Here is an 18,056-nt window from a genome sequence, read left to right on the forward strand (position 1 = left end):
TGGGTCCGGTGCCGCCTTCCTAAGGATTAATGTCGAACTTCACGTTGGATGACTTGACGTTGGCGCCTTTCAGTAGACCAATACGGATTGAGCCTCGAACATTTAGATCTTTCAGCACAGATAAACCCGGCAATTCCTCCAGGGTTGCTCCATTTATGGTTTTTTCCGTAGGCTTTTTCTGTTTTGGCAGGAAGCGATCCACATCCAATTGATCGATGTCCACTTCAAAATTGAAGGCTGGCTGGACAAAGCCCGTCGCTCCCAGCTGAGCCCGGATATTGCTATCCACAAGCTTACCAGTGAGATTAGCTTGTAAGTTTTGCGACAAGCCATCCAAGGCGGCCCTGCCCAGCAGATTGCCGCTAATGCCGTTGCCGGGAATCTCCGGGCCATTGGCGCTGATAGCAGCGGTTAAGTCCGGCAGTTTCAATTGGCGAGTATCCAGGCTGCCGGTAAGTGGAGAAGCCAGCGAGGCCCTGACGGCCAGTTCCCCTTCCTTCGACTCCAGTTCAATGGTCAGCGCATTACTCTCGAAATCGGTTACGGTGCCCGCTACCCCTGAAAGGAAGAGCGTGCCGCTGGTGTTACCCTTAGGACGGGCCATTTTTGCCGCCACGGTTATTTTGTCGCCAGACACTGTTTCTCTGGTGAGGCTCAAGCGCGGCGCGTCCAATTTGATGTCGAGATTATTCGTGCCGCTTGTTCCAGTGATGCTCAGCGTAATCTTGCTTGCGACGAATTCGCCGGCAGCCGGCCTGATAGACAAATCACCCCTGGAACGTACCACAAGATCATTGATTCTCTTAACGGCACCGTTGATCTCCAGATTCAGGCCATCCAGGGCGTAATACTGCTTATCGAAATCAGACGTTAATTCGAACTCCAGCCTGGCGGCCAGATCAGTCATTGGCTGACTGGATGGGTTGGTCTTGAACGCCAGTACCATCTTGTGTCGCATCGGGTCACCCTCCAAATGGGCGCGAGAACCGCTTTCGTCGACCCTGAGACTCAAGTCCCTGAATACGTACTGTTCCCCGCTGGCTTCATCATGCAGCGCGAGCAGGGTTTTCTCTACCCGTACATGATCAATGCCGATTTTGAATTGTTCGGGTTCTTCGCTCTTGGCAATAAGATCGTCGATGTTTGTGCTGCCATCCTTGAAACGAATCAGATTGGCCTTGAGTCCACTGATAGCGACTTCATTGATCGCCAGTTGCTTTTTGAGCAATGGCATCAAGGCGAGGGACACAAAGATGTTCTCTACAGCGGCGAATTCCTTGTCACTGTTATATTCGCTTAAAGTGACATTACCGACCGTGGCGCCGATACTGGGGAAGAACGTGAGCTTGATATCACCATCGAGCCTGAGAGCACGCTGTTTTTTCTCCTTTACCAATTGGATGATCTGGGGCTTATAGGCATTGGGGTCAAAGATGGCGGCAATATAGATCACAAGGCCGGCCAGCAAAGTTGTTACGACGGCAAATACGATAAGTGCGTATCTGAGATACCGATTCATAGGCGGGAGAAGGTGGAGCGGGTGAAGGGAATCGAACCCTCGTCGTAAGCTTGGGAAGCTTCTGCTCTGCCATTGAGCTACACCCGCATTGATTGAATTATACGATGGAAACAGCTTTATGGGCGCTGTCGGCAATAAGAGAGCGATAAGAGGTGGCTTGCGCTGTCGCCCGTCTCACGGCTTCCCGACGTCCTGGCAGAGCGAGTTTGTAGGGGAAGATACGGGCGTCATTTGTCGACTATGAGACTGCCCCACCGTATAATCTGTATTGCAACCCAAATCCGGCAGTTATTTTATCCAACGTGTATCCGCTTCCAGGTGGTTCTAGAATGATACAACTCATCATTAACGGGCAGCCCCAGCACTTTCCCGTGGTTCGCCAAACGCGATCGCTAAAAAGCGATCAGGATGACGAGACACTGAACATCACGCAATTGCTGGCGCACATGGCATTGCAGGGTAAGCGTATCGCCATCGAGCGCAATGGAGAGATTGTCCCGCGCAGCAAGTTCGACGAGCAGATTCTGACCGATGGGGACAGGCTCGAAATCGTGATCGCGGTGGGTGGGGGATAAGCCTTATGGATAACTTCATCATTGCAGGCAAGACATATTCCTCGCGGCTTCTGGTAGGTACCGGCAAATACCGGGATTTCGCCGAGACGCGTGCGGCGGTTGATGCCAGCGGCGCGGAAATCATCACGGTGGCGATCCGCCGGACTAACCTCGGCCAGAATCCTGGTGAGCCGAACCTGCTGGATGTGCTGCCGCCATCGCAATATATGTTCTTACCTAACACAGCCGGGTGCTACACCGTGGATGACGCGGTGCGCACCCTGCGCCTTGCGCGTGAATTGCTGGATGGCCACAGCCTGGTGAAGCTGGAGGTTCTGGGGGATCCGAAGACGCTCTACCCCAACATGGTCGAGACCCTCAAGGCGGCGGAAATCCTGATAAAAGAAGGTTTTCAGGTCATGGTTTATACTTCCGACGATCCTATTGCCGCCAAGCAACTGGAGGAGATCGGCTGTGTGGCGGTGATGCCGCTGGCTTCGCTGATCGGTTCCGGCATGGGGATTCTTAATCCGTGGAATTTGCAGATTATCATCGACAATGCCACTGTGCCGGTAATCGTCGATGCGGGTGTCGGCACGGCTTCGGATGCAGCTATCGCCATGGAACTGGGGTGTGATGGCGTGCTGATGAACACCGCCATTGCCGCGGCGCAAAATCCGGTACTGATGGCGTCCGCCATGAAAAAGGCGGTGGAAGCCGGGCGAGAAGCTTATCTGGCTGGACGCATGGCAAAAAAACTTTATAGCGCAAGCCCCAGTTCTCCCGTCAGCGGCACTATCGCCAGCAGCAAAGACAAGGCCTCCTAACCCAAATTCCGACTCTCCAGTCTCCCGGGTCTATTCTTCCCTCTAAATGACAGAGCATCGTCCCATCCGTAGCTTTGTCCTTCGCCAAGGGCGTGTTTCAAACGCCCAGCGCCGCGCGCATGAAACCCTGATGCCGAAATATGGCATCCCGTTTGCGGACGGTCTGCTCGATCTTGGTCAGATTTTTGGCCGGAGCGCGCCGAAATTTCTGGAGATCGGTTTCGGTATGGGGGAGACTACCGTCACTATTGCCAAAGCCCATCCTCAATATGACTATCTCGCAATCGATGTTCATACGCCCGGCGTAGGCAGTCTGCTGAAGCAGATTGATGAGTCCGGATTAGTGAATGTACGCGTTATCCAGCATGACGCAGTGGAGGTACTGCAGCGGATGTTGCCTTCCGATTGTCTCGACGGCGTGCATATTTTTTTTCCTGATCCCTGGCCCAAAGCGCGCCACCACAAGCGGCGACTGATACAGCCGGAATTCATCACGCTTCTTTGCCGGCATCTGAAACAAGGTGCTTATATCCATGCAGCGACCGACTGGGAAGATTATGCCGGTCAAATATTGGAGGTGTTGAGCAACGAATCGCAGCTCGCCAATACCGCGATTGACCATGCCCCGGGTCCGGAATACCGGCCGTTAACCAAGTTTGAACAGCGCGGATTGCAGCTGGGACACGGCGTGTGGGACCTGGTATTTAGAAGAAAATAGGCAAGCGAAAAAAACGAGAAGCGCTATACGTTCCTTTATTCCGGCAGGAAGATTTGCAGCAAATCATTCAAAAATCGCCTGCCGGTGAGAGTGGGCGCGATTCGCTGGTAATCGCGCGTTATCAGGTGCCGCCGCTCCGCCTCATCAAGTTGTTGCTGGATACTGTCAATGGACAGACCCGTGCGCTCCATGAACATTTCCGGCGCGAAACCCCCAGTGAGGCGCAGTGCGTTCATCATGAATTCGAATCCCCTGTCGTTTCGCTCTACTTCATGCTGTTCCATGATGGGCGAGTCAAAAGCCGTCATGTCCGGCGAAGTTTTGGCAAGATAATCCCTGGGTTGCTTATAGCGCATCTGGCGCACTATTCTATCGGCAAAGCTTATTTTGCTGTGCGCACCCGCACCAATCCCGAGATAATCGCCGAACAGCCAATAATTCATATTGTGGCGCGATTCCCGCCCAGGCTGGGCGAATGCCGAGGTTTCGTAATTCAGGTAGCCGCCCTGAGCAAGCGTTTGCTCGATCATTATCTGCATTTCCGCCGACAAATCGTTATCCGGTAGCGGCGGTGGATAGCGATGAAACAACGTATTCGGCTCCAGGGTAAGATGATAAGCAGATATATGCGTAACGCCGCACGCAGCCGCGGTTTCAATATCGCTCTGGGCCTCTTCCATTGTCTGATGCGGGAGTGCGTACATCAGATCAAGGTTCACATTGTCAAAATTCTCTCGGGCAATTTCAATCGCGCGATGCGCCTCGCTGCCGTCGTGTATTCGCCCCAGCGATTGGAGATGCCTGGGGTTGAAGCTTTGAATGCCGATGGACAAGCGATTGATTCCCGCAGCACGGAAATCAGCGAATTTTTTTACCTCGAACGTTCCGGGATTGGCTTCCAGTGTCACTTCGGCGAAATGTTCCAGCGGCAGCAAGGCCCTTACCGCGGTGAGGATCGCATCAATGGAGCGGGCGCTAAACAGGCTGGGCGTGCCGCCACCAAAAAATACACTCGTTACGCTACGCCCCCAGACCTGCGGCAGCGCCGTTTCCAGATCGCGGATCAGCGCCGTCACATACTCCGCCTCCGGCATATTAACGTTTCCACCACGAACTTCATGGGAATTGAAATCGCAATAGGGGCATTTCTTCATGCACCACGGAATATGGATATAGAGACTCAGTGGGGGCAGCGATCCCAGTCTTGGAGATTGGACACCCGGCATGGATGCAGAAGGAATGATTGCCGTCATATCGATTAAGACAACAAATTGAAGGCGTGGTGATCAGCTACGATTCAAGATGTCTCTTCTTTGATGCATTCAGCGAGCCGCGCCAGCGCTTTGCCGCGATGGCTGAGTCGATTTTTCTGCTCCATTGGAAGTTCCGCTCCGGTTTTACCCAAATCCGGGAGAAAGAAATAGGGATCGTAACCGAACCCTTCCTCACCGCGAGGTTCCAGTATGATTTCGCCATGCCAGGCGCCGTCGGCAATGATGGGTTGCGGATCATCGGCGTGGCGTACCAGTACTATGACACAGTAATAGTGAGCCCTGCGATCGGGCTGATTTCTTAGCACATCTACCAGCTTATGATTATTCCGCTCGTCCGATTTAGGCTCCCCCGCATAGCGCGCTGAATAAACGCCCGGCCCGCCGTTCAAGGCATTCACGCAAATGCCGGAATCATCCGCCAGCGCCGCCAGTCCGGACGATTTACTGGCATGGCGCGCCTTGGCGAGCGCATTCTCGACGAATGTGCAATAAGGCTCCTCGACTTCCGTGATGTTGAAAATGGACTGCGGCAACACCTCAATTCCCAGGGGCTCGAGTAAGTGGCGGATTTCCCGCAGTTTGCCGGCGTTGCCGCTGGCGATCACGAGTTTTTGTATTTTCGCGGCTTGGTTCATTTCGCCAGTGCCGCTTTTTGAATCTCGATTAGATCCTGTATCCCATGTTGCGCCAGGTCCAGCATGGCGTTCAGGTCTTGCCGGCTGAACGAGACCCCTTCAGCGGTACCCTGCACTTCCACCAAGCCAAAATCGCCAGTCATCACGACATTCATGTCGGTATCGCAACAGGAATCTTCCACATAATCCAGATCAAGCACTGGCACGCCCTCATAGATGCCGACCGAGATGGCGGCGACATGCGTCAATATCGGTGTGGTCTGTATCAATTGCCGCTGCAGCAGTTTTCCCACCGCGTCATGCAGCGCCACAAACGCTCCGGTAATGCTGGCGGTACGGGTGCCGCCATCGGCCTGGATTACGTCGCAGTCAATCTGGATAGTGCGCTCGCCGAGCTTGGTCAGGTCCACGACCGAACGCAGTGCGCGCCCGATCAGGCGCTGGATTTCCATGGTACGGCCGGATTGCTTGCCTTTGGCCGCCTCGCGTTGCATTCGCTCATGCGTGGAGCGCGGCAACATGCCATATTCCGCTGTGAGCCAACCCTGACCCTTACCTCTAAGAAAGGGAGGTACTTTCTCGTCCAGGCTGGCGGTGCACAATACCTTGGTGTCGCCGCACGCGATCAGCACCGCACCTTCGGCATGCCGGGTGTAATGCCGAGTGATTTCAATAGGACGGAGTTGAGCTGGGGTGCGATGGCTGGGGCGCATGATTATGGTAAATCCTTAAAGGGTAGTGTTGTCGGCAGAGCGTGCACCGGTGGCGCACCGGTACAATCATCCTATTCTTACCCAGGCGCTTTTTTGCTTGGGTTCTTTAACCCGGATGTTTCATAAATTGATGCGTGTTAATGTATGAAACATTCGGATTAGTCCGACAGGCCGCTAGGCACAAGCGCGTTGTGGCATAATCCGCGATGATGGCGTGTGATATGCGCCACTTTTATTATTTTAACGTATTAAGGACCCGCCGGTGGTTAAGTTAGCATGATCTACAGCATGACCGGCTATGCGGCGGTTGCGAAGGAAGTGCCCCGTGGTTCCCTGAACCTGGAGCTGCGCTCCGTCAATAATCGTTACCTTGACATTCAGTTCCGCCTGCCTGACGAACTCCGTTTGCTTGAGGCAAAAATGCGTGAGTTTCTGACAGCCAGGTTGAGCCGGGGAAAAGTCGAATGCCGCTTGAGTTTTTCCCGGCTCGTGAGTGCGGAAGATCCGCAGCATATCAATGCCAATTTATTACAAAAATTGCTGGAATTAGACCGTGCCGTCAGGGTAGCCCTGCCGGATGCGCGGGGTCTCGAAGTGGCCGACATACTTCGCTGGCCTGGGATATTGGGTGCAGATTCCCTACCTGCGGAAAGTTTGGGCGAGTCTTGCATGGAATTGCTATGCACTGCTCTGGATGAGTTTGCCGCAGCACGTGCCCGCGAAGGTGAGAAACTTAAAGTGATGCTGCTTGAGCGTCTTGGCAAGATGCGCCATCTGGTGGCCGAAGTATCGCCGCGTATCCCCGCATTACTTATGGCTTTCCAGGAAAAGATCAAGTCCCGATTAAGCGAGGCCATGATAAATCAGGATGATGATCGCATCCGTCAGGAATTATTGCTATTTACCAGCAAGATCGATGTGGACGAAGAGCTATCCCGCTTGCAGACTCACCTGGATGAAGTGGAACGAGTCCTGTCGAGCGGGGGGGCAATCGGCAAGCGTCTGGATTTTTTGATGCAGGAACTCAATCGCGAAGCCAACACGATAGGTTCAAAATCCGTGGATGTGGAAGTATCGAAGATTTCCCTGGAACTCAAAGTACTGATCGAGCAGATGCGGGAGCAGGTGCAGAATATCGAATGACCTTTCATAAAGAATAAGATAGTCTCAATATTCAGCAGGCAGACCAGACACTTCTGGTTCGGTTAATACTTGGGTTCAGCACAGCCGATCCGCCATTAAGAAATTGGCCCCAGTCCGTGCCTTATAGCAAGCGAAACCCCGTGGTCGAAATTACTGCCATTCCCACAAGAGAAAATACAATGGTCCAAAGCAGGAATCGGACAGTCGCCCTTGTTGTTGGCCAAAGGCCGTTTTCTGGCTTATTTTCTTCCTCCATCTTCTTAATCCTCCGTTACGGAAATTCTACCATTTGCATTAACGGGTATTTTGTTGCCATCTATAAATAATCGAGACGACGGAGCGCGTGGATCAAGGCTAGCTCAGGGTTAGACTCCAATTTTTTGCTGGCGTGCGTAGATTTTATCCAGAATTCTTTCCATTAACTATTATGTGCAATATCGTGCCATCTTCCCGAGGCGCGGAATTGTAAAAGCCGCTGACTACGCGGCTTTTACATTGCATGCCGTTGCAGTTCGATCAGTATTGTTTCTCTGGAACCACGATAACCTTCTCAGTGGTGCCGGATTGACCCTGGGGTCCTTGGGGTCCTTGTGGTCCGGGAGAGCCCTTGGAGCCAATCGCTATACATCCACTCAGTCCGGTGAAGATTAGCACTACAGCAAACAGTTTTAAGTTTTTCATTAGGTTTTCCTTTTTTTAGTAGTTAGTCTGATACCCATGGAAGAAGATAACCTACTGTCGAGCTTGTCACTGTTTGTTATCGCACATTCAGCAGTTTTTTATTCCATATTATGCATAAATCGTTGAGAATCGCCTGGTTACTCTGCTGCTGATAACGGTTTGTGGGATGGAAGTGGTCTCGCCGCCCACCTTGCTTCTAAGCGTGGCATTCGCGGATTTCAAAGATGAGGTAGAATCTTTCAATCCCATCAGACCGGGAATTTCTCATGAGCGACTCCTTGCATCTTGTCTGTCCACACTGCCAGGCGATTAACCGCGTACCCGTCGCACGGTTGGACCAGCAACCCAATTGCGGACAATGCCACCAGCCATTGTTCACCGGTCATCCGGTAGAGTTAACCGCCGCTACATTTGGCAGACAGCTCGATCGTAACGACATTCCAGTATTGGTGGATTTCTGGGCGCCCTGGTGTGGGCCTTGCCAAATGATGGCACCAGCTTTCGTGCAGGCAGCGGGTATACTGGAGCCGCATGTCCGCCTGACGAAGGTCAACACCGAGGCTGAGCCGGCGTTAGGTGCGCAATACCATATCCGCAGCATTCCGACGCTTGCTTTATTCAGGAACGGGCGCGAGGTTGCGCGGCAGTCTGGTAGCATGACGGCTCAGGATATTGTGCGCTGGGTTCATTCCCGCTAGCGTGAACCAGACGGCAACTTGCTACACTTTGGAAAAACTACTGCAAATGACGCCAGGTAATTTATTCATTATCAGCGCTCCCTCGGGCGCCGGAAAAACCAGTCTGGTTAAGGCGTTGCTTGAAACCGGCATCGACCTGCGCTTGTCGGTTTCATACACCACGCGGCCAGCGCGCCCCGAAGAAGTCGATGGGCGTGATTACCATTTTGTAAGCCAGGAAGTTTTCGAGCAGCGGCTAAAGCAGGGTGAGTTCCTGGAAAGTGCTGAAGTTTACGGGAATTTCTATGGAACCTCGCAGAAGTGGATAAATGAAACCATCTTGTCGGGACACGATATTCTGCTGGAGATCGACAGCCAGGGTACGCAACAGGTGCGATGCGTTTTTCCCGATGCGGTGGGAATTTTTGTTCTGCCGCCCTCACCGGGGGCACTGGAGACACGCTTAAGGCAGCGGGGCCAGGATAGCCTGGAAGCGATCACGCGGCGCCTTGCTGCTGCCCATCAGGAGATGGCTCATGTGAGTGAATATGATTATGTTATCATCAACGAGAAACTGGGCACGGCATTGCAGGATTTGATCTGTATCGTACACGCTGAGCGCTTGAGAATATCGAGGCAACTTGATCGCCATCGTAACCTGATAACGCAATTCGGAAGAATGCCTGTTCCATAAAGAAGAGTTTCTTGATCTTTCTGTACCCCCCGTACTTCGGGATGAAGAGTCAAAGTCAATTCATTTTATACCGTTATTCCTGATTTCTGGAGCAATATACTATGGCACGCATTACCGTTGATGATTGTTTAAAAAGAATTCCCAACCGTTTCGATATGACCTTGGTCGCGACCATTCGAGCAAGGCAGCTTTCCATCGGTGGGAGCCCTATGGTGGAACCCGCACGGGATAAGCCTACTGTGATAGCGTTGCGTGAACTGGCCCAGGGAAAGGTCGGAATAGAAATTCTTACCAGTGTCCCACTTTGATTTTTCCGGAAGCATATCTATACTAGAATCTGGTTGAAATCAATGGCCAACCCAAGGTATCTACAGCTGGATTTATAGACTGTCATGAGGATGCTGCCATCCTGAGATGCCCGTACCGCTGGGCCTATCACAGTGAATGAAGGAAATTACCATGCGAGCACGAGGTTTGCCGGACCCCTCTGCTACTTTACCCGAGGCGGATTTCCTGTTTGGCGAATTATCCGGCTATCTCAAGCCGGAGGATATTTCTGAGCTTCAGAACGCCTACCTTTTCAGCCAAAGCGCCCATTCCGGGCAGTTCCGGAAATCCGGTGAACCTTACATTTCTCATCCGCTTGCGGTAGCCGGCATTCTCGGAAAATTACGCCTCGATCCCCAGACGCTGACCGCCGCGTTGTTACACGACGTGATGGAGGACACTCACGTCTCCAAGGCCGAAATCAGCGACAGATTTGGCAAGCCGGTTGCCGAGCTGGTGGATGGGGTTTCCAAGCTCGACAAGATCGAATTCCAGACCCATGCGGACGCCCAGGCGGAGAATTTTCGCAAGATGCTCCTGGCGATGGCACGCGATGTGCGCGTCATACTCATCAAATTGGCGGACCGGTTGCACAATATGCGTACGCTGGAAGCGATGCGACCCGAGAAACGGCGCCGCATCGCCCGCGAAACCATGGAGATCTATGCGCCTATCGCCAATCGGCTGGGGCTTAACAATATCTACCAGGAGCTGCAGGAGCTCAGCTTCCGTTACCTTTTCCCCACACGTTACCGAGTACTGACCAATGCCACCAAGGCGGCGCGAGGAAACCGGCGCGAAGTGGTGACTAAAATTCTGGATTCCATCAAGCAGCGCCTGCAGGCCGCGGGACTGGATGCGGAGGTGACTGGACGTGAAAAACAGCTTTACAGTATCTATAAGAAAATGGCGGAGAAGCACCTTACGTTTTCCGAGGTGCTCGACATTTACGGTTTCCGCGTTATCGTCAAGGATGTGCCCTCTTGCTACATAGCGCTGGGCGCATTGCACAGCTTGTACAACCCTATTCCTGGCAAATTCAAGGACTATATCGCGATTCCCAAAGCAAACGGCTACCAGTCCTTGCATAACACGCTATGGGGACCCTACGGCACACCCATTGAAGTGCAGATCCGCACCGCCGACATGCATCGGATAGCGGAGGCCGGCGTCGCTTCACACTGGCTCTATAAGAGCACCGATGCCGATCTTAATGATCTGCATATGAAAACTCATCAGTGGCTGCAAAGCCTGCTGGAGACACTGAGTGACTCCACCGATTCTCTGGAATTTCTGGAACATCTCAAGGTTGACCTGTTTCCCGGCGAAGTCTATGTATTTACGCCCCAAGGCAAGATATTGGCCCTGCCCAAGGACGCTACGGCCGTGGATTTCGCCTACGCGGTGCACACTGATATCGGCGACTGCTGCGTGGCTGCGAAAATAAACGGTGAGAATGCGCCATTGCGCACCCATCTCAGAAGTGGCGATCGCGTGGAGATTGTCACTGCGTCACATGCAAAACCCAATCCCGCCTGGCTGAATTACGTGGTTACCGGCAAGGCGCGCTCGCATATCCGCCGTTTTCTCAAGACCATGCAATACGAAGAGTCGGCGAAACTGGGGGAGCGCTTGCTGAATCAGGCTTTAATGTCGCTCAAGATTGATCCGCAGACAATAAGCGAGACGCAGTGGGAGAAACTGGCACGTGAGAGCAGTGCCAAATCCAAAAAGGATTTACTGGCGGACATGGGATTGGGTATGCACCTGCCGGCAGTCATCGCAAGGCGTCTGGCATCGCCGGGAGAATCCGCTTCCGGAGCAAATGGGGGTAACGGTGTCATCACCATACTGGGTACCGAGGGCATGGCGGTCCAATTCGCCAAATGCTGCCGCCCGATCCCGGGGGATCCCATTGTCGGTTTCATCAAGAAAGATCAGGGATTGGTGATTCATATCCACGATTGCCCGGTAATCTCCAAAAACCGGGGTAATTCGGACAATTGGCTGGACGTGGCATGGGGCAAAGGAATTGCCAGGCATTTCGAGGTCAGTATCAGAACAGTGGTAGCCAATCAGCGCGGTGTACTGGCAAGGGTGGCGGCGGCAATCGCCGAGGCCGGTTCCAACATCGACAACGTTGTCATGGAAGGGGATGGCGCCTATACAACCATGAACTTCATGCTACAGGTCCGCAACCGCTATCATCTTGCACAAGTCATGCGCAGTTTGAGGCGAATTCCGGAAGTGGCGAAAATCACTCGTATGAAAGGCTGAGTCTACTGTAATTTGCTTCAAATCGCACAGGCGTTTCCCGTCCTCACCCAAGCAAAGCCAGAGCCGCGCTTATCATCAAATACCTGCTTCTGTCATTATTAGCCCGTACTCGCTGTCAAAAGCCGCCGCTAACCAGCTATCAAATTCTCGATTTGTGAGCTCTGCCTGATACCGATGATGATTTTTCTTATCTCGATCAAACAGCCATTTGTAGAAACCGCGATATTCCATATAGAACTTTTCAAATAACTTTCGCTCTTTTTCCATATCGATTTCAGCCGTTACCATCTCCTTTTTTTGTGATCCGCTTAAATTTTCGTTTGTACACTCATCATAACTAACTATCCCGGCTTTCGTCTTTTTTGCCTGATACATCGCAATATCGGCATTCGATATCAGTTTAGCTCCCGTTTCGCCACACTCCGGATACACTGCGATACCTATGCTAAGTTTAATTGAAAGCGCCAAATCATCAATTATCAGTGGTTGAGAAATATGATCAAATATCCTATGCGCAATGCGTTGAATATTTTTCCGGCCTTTTGGATTTAATAATAAATAAAGAAATTCATCACCACCATATCGGCAGATCGTATCCTCAGTACGGGCTTGTTCGCTTAACCGGCGTGCCACCATCTGTAAAACCCTATCACCTACCGGATGCCCGAATGTGTCATTGATGAATTTGAAACGATCCAGATCAATAAACAGAAGTGCCAGATCCCAGTCACCCCTTTGGGCAATCGCTATTCCTTGTTCAAGCCGGTTATTGAAAAGTTCTCGATTGGGAATCCCTGTAGCAAAATCCAGCAAAGTGCGTTTTTTGGCTTCCTCCACTACCTCATGCGCAATCGTCAGAATATCTTTGGGCGCCGAGAAAATATCCTTGGTTGTCGACAGCAGCTGTAATGTATTTATCAGTTTGCGATTTACGGTATGTCGCTCATCAATTTCCTGAGCGAGCACATTATTGACTTCATGGAGCTCATCCGCACACCCTTGAATCTTATCTTCAAATCCTTCGCTTCGTGCCAAAACTTTTTTTGCTTCAAGTAGCGACCTTCCAGCTACGATTCTCTGTTTTACAGTTTCATTGGCAGTAAGAAGCTCAGTAGCATAACTTTCCATCTTTTTTTTTATTTTCCGGGTTTTCCTCAGCACTTTTTCCAACGGAGGTTTTTTTTCTGCCGGGGTCCGTGACGAACCATGGTTAGAAATCATCTTATTATTAATCTCCAAGTTCTATTTCTAAGTAGTAATGTTAATCAGAATGTATCCGCAATCATTGAATTCACTTGCTTCCAGAGCATACAAAATAAAAACGGAGGCTCTATTTTACTTTTTTCTAATAACATGAGCATATTGGGGAAACATTGATTTTATTCTAAGGGAAACTATTGGGAATAGAAACGGGCGCGATTTACCATGAAACAGAGCGGCGGAGAGCAGCTAATTGTTTGCCTAATACTGGTCCTATTTCGACCCATCAAGAATAACGTACGCGAATAAGCTCAGTATCACAGGTGAGAACTGGGGCCGCACGTAATGCGTGCCATCCCTTTTGTCACACTAAAAATAACAATGCCAACGTATTTTTCTATTTCGCAGTGTGCCAAAAGGCTGTAGCAAAAAGGATGGGGTACTAAGCATGAAAATCGGCTACGCGCCAGCATCAACCGACGACCAGAATGCTCAATCAGGCGAGACTGCAAAGCTCATTCAACAGTTGTTGATACCAGTTTAGCGATTGGCATGGGTGACATTTTTTATTCTGAAATCCTAAAAGAGATATTAGGGATTGATCTTACGTTATATTTCCTTGCTATCTATGCCGATTCCGTGGAATGAACTTGCACAATTGCTTGGCGTATGGAAAGAACTCGTGGATAGTGGCCAATATTTAGGCTGATTGGTTGTTTACCCTGCCTTCGGTATGCGCATTTCGACGTGAAGGCCGGCGGCGGCCATATTTTCGAAGGCATCGAGGGTAAGGAAGCTGATCCTGCCGCTCATCAGATCATAGATAGTGGCTGTGTGACGGGTTGTCTTGATCTTGATCCCGTGCATCGCTATCGTTCATAGGCCAGCACCGGTGCCAGCCATTTTTCTGTTTCTTCCAATGTCCAGCCTTTGCGCTTTGCATAATCCTCCACCTGATCCTTGTTTATTTTCCCCACAGCGAAATAATCGGCTTCGGGGTGAGAAAAATAAAAGCCCGATACCGCAGCCGTTGGTACCATGGCGTAGGATTCGGTCACGATAATGCCTGCGTTTTCCGGCGCTTTCAGCATTTCAAACAATGGACCTTTCTCGGTGTGGTCAGGACAGGCAGGGTAACCCGGCGCGGGACGGATACCGCGATATTCCTCGTTGATCAGTTGTTCATTGCTCAGGTTTTCATCTTTGATGAAGCCCCAGAATTCGCGCCGCACCCGCCAGTGCATGTGCTCGGCGAAAGCTTCCGCCAGACGGTCGGCCAGCGCTTTCAATATAATCGCGCTGTAGTCGTCATGTGCGTCCTCAAAAGCCTTGACCCGTGCGTCTATGCCCAGCCCGGCAGTCACCGCGAATGCACCGATGGCATCCCGAATCCCGGTTTCCTTGGGGGCTATAAAGTCTGCCAGGCATAGATTAGGACGTCCGGCCGGTTTCGTGGTCTGCTGCCGCAGATTGTGGAACGTCATCCCCAGCTTGGTGCGGGCTTTGTCGGTATAAATTTCGATGTCGTCGCTGTTCACGGTATTAGCCGGAAACAGGCCGACCACGGCATTGGCGCCGAGCCATTTCTGTTCGACAATTTTCTTCAGCATGGCCTGGGCATCGTGGAACAGCGTGGTGGCAGCCTCTCCCACTATCTCGTCTTGCAGAATTGCCGGATAGCGTCCCGATAACTCCCATGCCTGGAAAAATGGTGTCCAATCTATATGAGGTACTATTTTTTCCAGGGGGTAGTTTCTTAATGATCTTACACCGATAAAATCCGGCTCGGGCGGCGTGTAGTTCGCCCAATCGGTTTTAAAGGCGTTAGCCCGGGCTTCCGCAAGGGTAAGCATCGGCGAAGGACCTTTTTTATTCTTATGCTGGGTGCGGACTTTTTCGTACTCCGCCTGTAGCCCACTGACGTACTCCGCCCGCAAATCCTCCGACAGCAAGTTGCTGCATACACCCACGGCGCGGCTTGCATCCGGCACCCACACGGTAACCCCTTTGTAATGCGGCGCGACTTTTACCGCGGTGTGCACCCGTGAAGTGGTTGCGCCACCAATCAATAGCGGAATGGTAAATCCTTCACGTTGCATTTCCTTCGCCACATGCGCCATCTCCTCCAGGGAAGGTGTGATCAATCCCGACAAACCGATCATGTCGGCATTCTCGCGCCGCGCCATTTCAAGAATTTGTGCGCAAGGCACCATGACTCCCATGTTCACGACTTCATAGTTGTTGCACTGGAGCACGACTGTAACGATGTTTTTGCCGATATCGTGGACGTCACCCTTGACAGTGGCGATGACGATCTTGCCCTTGGCCCTGGAATCACCCGACAACTTCTTTTCCGCCTCAATGAATGGCAATAAATGTGCTACCGCCTGTTTCATTACGCGTGCCGACTTGACTACCTGCGGTAAAAACATCTTGCCCGAGCCGAACAGGTCGCCTACCACATTCATGCCATTCATGAGCGGACCCTCGATCACCTGGATCGGACGCCCACCCTGATTACTGATTTCGAGCCGTGCCGCCTCGGTATCCTCCACGATGTAAGTGGTGATGCCTCTCACCAGCGCGTGAGTCAGACGTTCCTGGACTGGCTGCTCGCGCCATGAAAGATCTTCGATGGTCTCCTTGCTTTTTCCCTTGAAGCTCTCCGCGAATTCCACCAACCGCTCGGTGGGCGTAACGTCCCCTTCGACCGGACGATTGAGCAGTACATCTTCGACGCGTTCCAGCAAGTCCTTGGGAATGTCGGAGTAGACCCCTAGCTGCCCGGCGTTGACAATGCCCATGGTCATGCCGGCGCGAACCGCGTGGTAGAGGAATGCGGTATGGATCGCCTCCCGAACAGGCTCATTGCCGCGGAAAGAAAACGACACATTCGACACACCGCCACTTACCTTGGCATAGGGCAGGGTCTGCTTGATGATATGAGTGGCTTCGATGAAATCGACACCGTAATTGTTGTGTTCCTCGATGCCGGTGGCGACCGCGAAAATGTTCGGATCAAAAATGATATCTTCAGGTGGGAAACCCACCTGGTCAACAAGTATGCGGTAGCAACGCTTGCAGATTTCCACCTTGCGTTCTTTCGTGTCGGCCTGACCTAATTCATCGAAAGCCATCACAATGACTGCGGCACCATAGCGGCGGGCAAGTTTCGCATGTTCGATAAACTCCGCTTCGCCTTCCTTCATGCTGATCGAATTGATGATGGCCTTGCCTTGCACACATTTGAGCCCTGCTTCGATCACCGACCACTTGCTCGAATCAATCATGATCGGTACGCGGCTGATGTCGGGTTCGGCGGCGATAAGATTCAGGAACGTCACCATCGCCTTCTGCGAATCGAGCATCGCTTCATCCATGTTGATGTCGATGATCTGCGCACCGCTTTCCACCTGGTTGCGGGCAACGCTCAGCGCCTCCGCATAATTGTTGCCCAGTATCAAACGGGCAAAGGCCTTCGAGCCGGTAACATTGGTCCGCTCACCCACGTTCACGAATAGTGAGTCATCGCCGATGCTCAGCGGTTCCAAACCAGACAGTCGCAGCTTTTTGGGAACGTCGGGAATGGGGCGTGGTGCAATATCGCTCACCGCATCGGCGATGGCCTTGATATGTGCGGGCGTGGTACCGCAGCAGCCGCCGACGATGTTGACAAAGCCGGATTGCGCGAACCCCTTGATCAAACTCGCGGTGTATTCGGGCGACTCGTCATAACCGGTTTCCGCCAGCGGATTGGGCAGGCCGGCATTAGGATGCGCGCTGACATACACGCCGGCAACCCGCGATAGTTCCTCAATGTAAGGACGCATCAATTCCGCTCCCAGGGCGCAATTAAGTCCTACGGATAATGGACGTGCGTTACTGACGGAATTCCAGAAGGCTTCAGGTGTTTGTCCGGAAAGCGTGCGGCCGGAAGCATCAGTAATGGTTGCCGAGATCATGATAGGCACGCGTATGCCGTGGTCCTCAAAATATTGATCGACAGCAAACAGCGCGGCTTTGGCATTCAGGGTATCGAAAATGGTTTCCACCAGGATGATGTCGGCGCCCCCGTCGATCAAGCCGCTAATGGAGACCGAGTAGTCCGCTACCAGTTGATCGAAGGTAATGCCGCGAAAACCGGGATCGTTCACATCGGGCGAGATCGATGCGGTTTTGGTGGTCGGCCCGAGCACCCCCGCAACGAAGCGGGGTTTGTCCGGTGTTTTGGCTTCCATCGCTTGCACTGCTTCCCGCGCCAGTTTGGCCCCTGCAAAATTCAGTTCATATACCAGATCTTCCATGTGGTAATCCGACATCGAGGCAGAGGTGGAATTGAAGGTGTTGGTCTCGACGATGTCCGCCCCGGCCTCCAGGTAGCCGGTATGGATGGCACGGATGATCTGCGGTTGGGTGAGGGTCAGGAGATCGTTATTGCCCTTGAGGTCATGCGGGAAATCGGCAAAACGCGACCCGCGATAATCCGCCTCGTTGAGCTTGTAGCTCTGGATCATCGTGCCCATGGCCCCATCCAGCATCAGTATGCGGTGGGCCAGGAGGTCTTGCAGTAATGCAGCGCGAGGATGTACGTTCATGGGTAGATGGGTTCAGGTGGAGGCTGGATTCTATCATGTCCCCATCAGTATTTTGCCTGACCCCACCGGGAATAGCAGGGTTGCGGTTTCAGTTGGCGGCCAGTCGGATTTAAAGGAAATCGGCTGCAAAAGCCGGGTGTAGAAGCATCAGGCCGATCATGTCTCGCCGCTTTCGGCTCATAAAGGCCAATAGGACAATTATCGGCCTTTAGAATCATCAAA

The 18,056-nt window shown here is 52.3% G+C and carries 17 protein-coding genes and 1 tRNA gene; 9 read left to right on the forward strand and 9 right to left on the reverse strand.

Annotated features, from left to right (window positions below):
• Positions 1–19 precede the first annotated feature (19 nt).
• On the reverse strand, positions 20–1,519 hold the full coding sequence (locus tag BLO43_RS09990) for an AsmA family protein (RefSeq protein WP_090906946.1): 1,500 nt from the start codon (positions 1,517–1,519) through the stop codon (positions 20–22).
• Positions 1,520–1,532: 13 nt separating this feature from the next.
• Positions 1,533–1,606: transfer RNA gene (locus tag BLO43_RS09995), tRNA-Gly, on the reverse strand.
• Between the two features lie 242 nt (positions 1,607–1,848).
• On the opposite strand from BLO43_RS09995, the gene thiS reads away from it, so the two are divergent.
• The 3 genes from thiS to trmB are packed head-to-tail and all read left to right on the forward strand — an operon-like array spanning position 1,849 to position 3,618.
• Complete coding sequence (gene thiS / locus BLO43_RS10000) at positions 1,849–2,094, forward strand: sulfur carrier protein ThiS (RefSeq protein WP_074630607.1); 246 nt, start codon at positions 1,849–1,851, stop codon at positions 2,092–2,094.
• A 5-nt stretch (positions 2,095–2,099) separates the two neighbouring features.
• Positions 2,100–2,900: a thiazole synthase gene (locus BLO43_RS10005; protein ID WP_090906947.1), complete on the forward strand. Its 801-nt coding sequence runs from the start codon at positions 2,100–2,102 to the stop codon at positions 2,898–2,900.
• Between the two features lie 46 nt (positions 2,901–2,946).
• A complete protein-coding gene (gene trmB / locus BLO43_RS10010; RefSeq protein WP_090906948.1) occupies positions 2,947–3,618 on the forward strand; it encodes a tRNA (guanosine(46)-N7)-methyltransferase TrmB in 672 nt (223 codons plus the stop codon).
• A 35-nt stretch (positions 3,619–3,653) separates the two neighbouring features.
• On the opposite strand, the gene hemW is transcribed toward trmB, so the two are convergent.
• The 3 genes from hemW to rph are packed head-to-tail and all read right to left on the reverse strand — an operon-like array spanning position 3,654 to position 6,240.
• Entirely contained in the window at positions 3,654–4,871 is a 1,218-nt protein-coding gene (gene hemW / locus BLO43_RS10015) for a radical SAM family heme chaperone HemW (protein ID WP_090906949.1), read from the reverse strand.
• 44 nt (positions 4,872–4,915) lie between these two features.
• A complete protein-coding gene (gene rdgB / locus BLO43_RS10020; protein WP_074630603.1) occupies positions 4,916–5,527 on the reverse strand; it encodes an RdgB/HAM1 family non-canonical purine NTP pyrophosphatase in 612 nt (203 codons plus the stop codon).
• A complete protein-coding gene (gene rph, locus BLO43_RS10025; RefSeq protein WP_090906950.1) occupies positions 5,524–6,240 on the reverse strand; it encodes a ribonuclease PH in 717 nt (238 codons plus the stop codon). Before rph ends, rdgB begins: the two co-directional genes overlap by 4 nt.
• 276 nt (positions 6,241–6,516) lie before the next feature.
• Here rph and BLO43_RS10030 point away from each other — a divergent pair, with 276 nt between their 5' ends.
• Complete coding sequence (locus tag BLO43_RS10030) at positions 6,517–7,383, forward strand: YicC/YloC family endoribonuclease (RefSeq protein ID WP_090906951.1); 867 nt, start codon at positions 6,517–6,519, stop codon at positions 7,381–7,383.
• A 516-nt stretch (positions 7,384–7,899) separates the two neighbouring features.
• Here BLO43_RS10030 and BLO43_RS16780 read toward each other — a convergent pair.
• Positions 7,900–8,064, reverse strand: coding sequence for a hypothetical protein (locus BLO43_RS16780; protein ID WP_175443926.1), 165 nt, complete (start codon positions 8,062–8,064; stop codon positions 7,900–7,902).
• Positions 8,065–8,330: 266 nt separating this feature from the next.
• Here BLO43_RS16780 and trxC point away from each other — a divergent pair, with 266 nt between their 5' ends.
• The 4 genes from trxC (at position 8,331) to BLO43_RS10050 (ending at position 12,039) form a co-directional block, all read left to right on the forward strand.
• Complete coding sequence (gene trxC, locus BLO43_RS10035) at positions 8,331–8,762, forward strand: thioredoxin TrxC (RefSeq protein WP_090906952.1); 432 nt, start codon at positions 8,331–8,333, stop codon at positions 8,760–8,762.
• A gap of 46 nt (positions 8,763–8,808) precedes the next feature.
• The gene (gmk, locus tag BLO43_RS10040) at positions 8,809–9,435 is read left to right on the forward strand and encodes a guanylate kinase (protein WP_090907017.1); all 627 of its coding nucleotides are present in this window, start codon (positions 8,809–8,811) and stop codon (positions 9,433–9,435) included.
• Between the two features lie 101 nt (positions 9,436–9,536).
• Positions 9,537–9,743 (forward strand): DNA-directed RNA polymerase subunit omega, encoded by a 207-nt coding sequence (gene rpoZ, locus BLO43_RS10045; protein ID WP_074630586.1) that lies wholly within the window; start codon positions 9,537–9,539, stop codon positions 9,741–9,743.
• A 151-nt stretch (positions 9,744–9,894) separates the two neighbouring features.
• Positions 9,895–12,039: a RelA/SpoT family protein gene (locus tag BLO43_RS10050; RefSeq protein WP_090906953.1), complete on the forward strand. Its 2,145-nt coding sequence runs from the start codon at positions 9,895–9,897 to the stop codon at positions 12,037–12,039.
• 75 nt (positions 12,040–12,114) lie between these two features.
• Here the strand turns inward: BLO43_RS10050 and BLO43_RS10055 are convergent, their stop codons facing one another.
• The 3 genes from BLO43_RS10055 to metH all read right to left on the reverse strand — a co-directional run bounded on the left by BLO43_RS10055 (position 12,115) and on the right by metH (position 17,834).
• On the reverse strand, positions 12,115–13,260 hold the full coding sequence (locus BLO43_RS10055; protein WP_090906954.1) for a GGDEF domain-containing protein: 1,146 nt from the start codon (positions 13,258–13,260) through the stop codon (positions 12,115–12,117).
• 696 nt (positions 13,261–13,956) lie between these two features.
• On the reverse strand, positions 13,957–14,106 hold the full coding sequence (locus BLO43_RS16785) for a hypothetical protein (RefSeq protein WP_175443927.1): 150 nt from the start codon (positions 14,104–14,106) through the stop codon (positions 13,957–13,959).
• Positions 14,107–14,108: 2 nt separating this feature from the next.
• On the reverse strand, positions 14,109–17,834 hold the full coding sequence (metH, locus tag BLO43_RS10060) for a methionine synthase (RefSeq protein WP_090906955.1): 3,726 nt from the start codon (positions 17,832–17,834) through the stop codon (positions 14,109–14,111).
• Here metH and BLO43_RS16790 point away from each other — a divergent pair.
• Positions 17,833–17,976, forward strand: a complete 144-nt coding sequence (locus BLO43_RS16790) for a hypothetical protein (RefSeq protein WP_175443928.1) — start codon at positions 17,833–17,835, stop codon at positions 17,974–17,976. The genes metH and BLO43_RS16790 overlap by 2 nt on opposite strands.
• The last annotated feature ends 80 nt before the right edge of the window (positions 17,977–18,056 follow it).

Source organism: Nitrosospira sp. Nsp13 (genome assembly GCF_900101945.1).
GTDB lineage: Bacteria > Pseudomonadota > Gammaproteobacteria > Burkholderiales > Nitrosomonadaceae > Nitrosospira > Nitrosospira multiformis_D.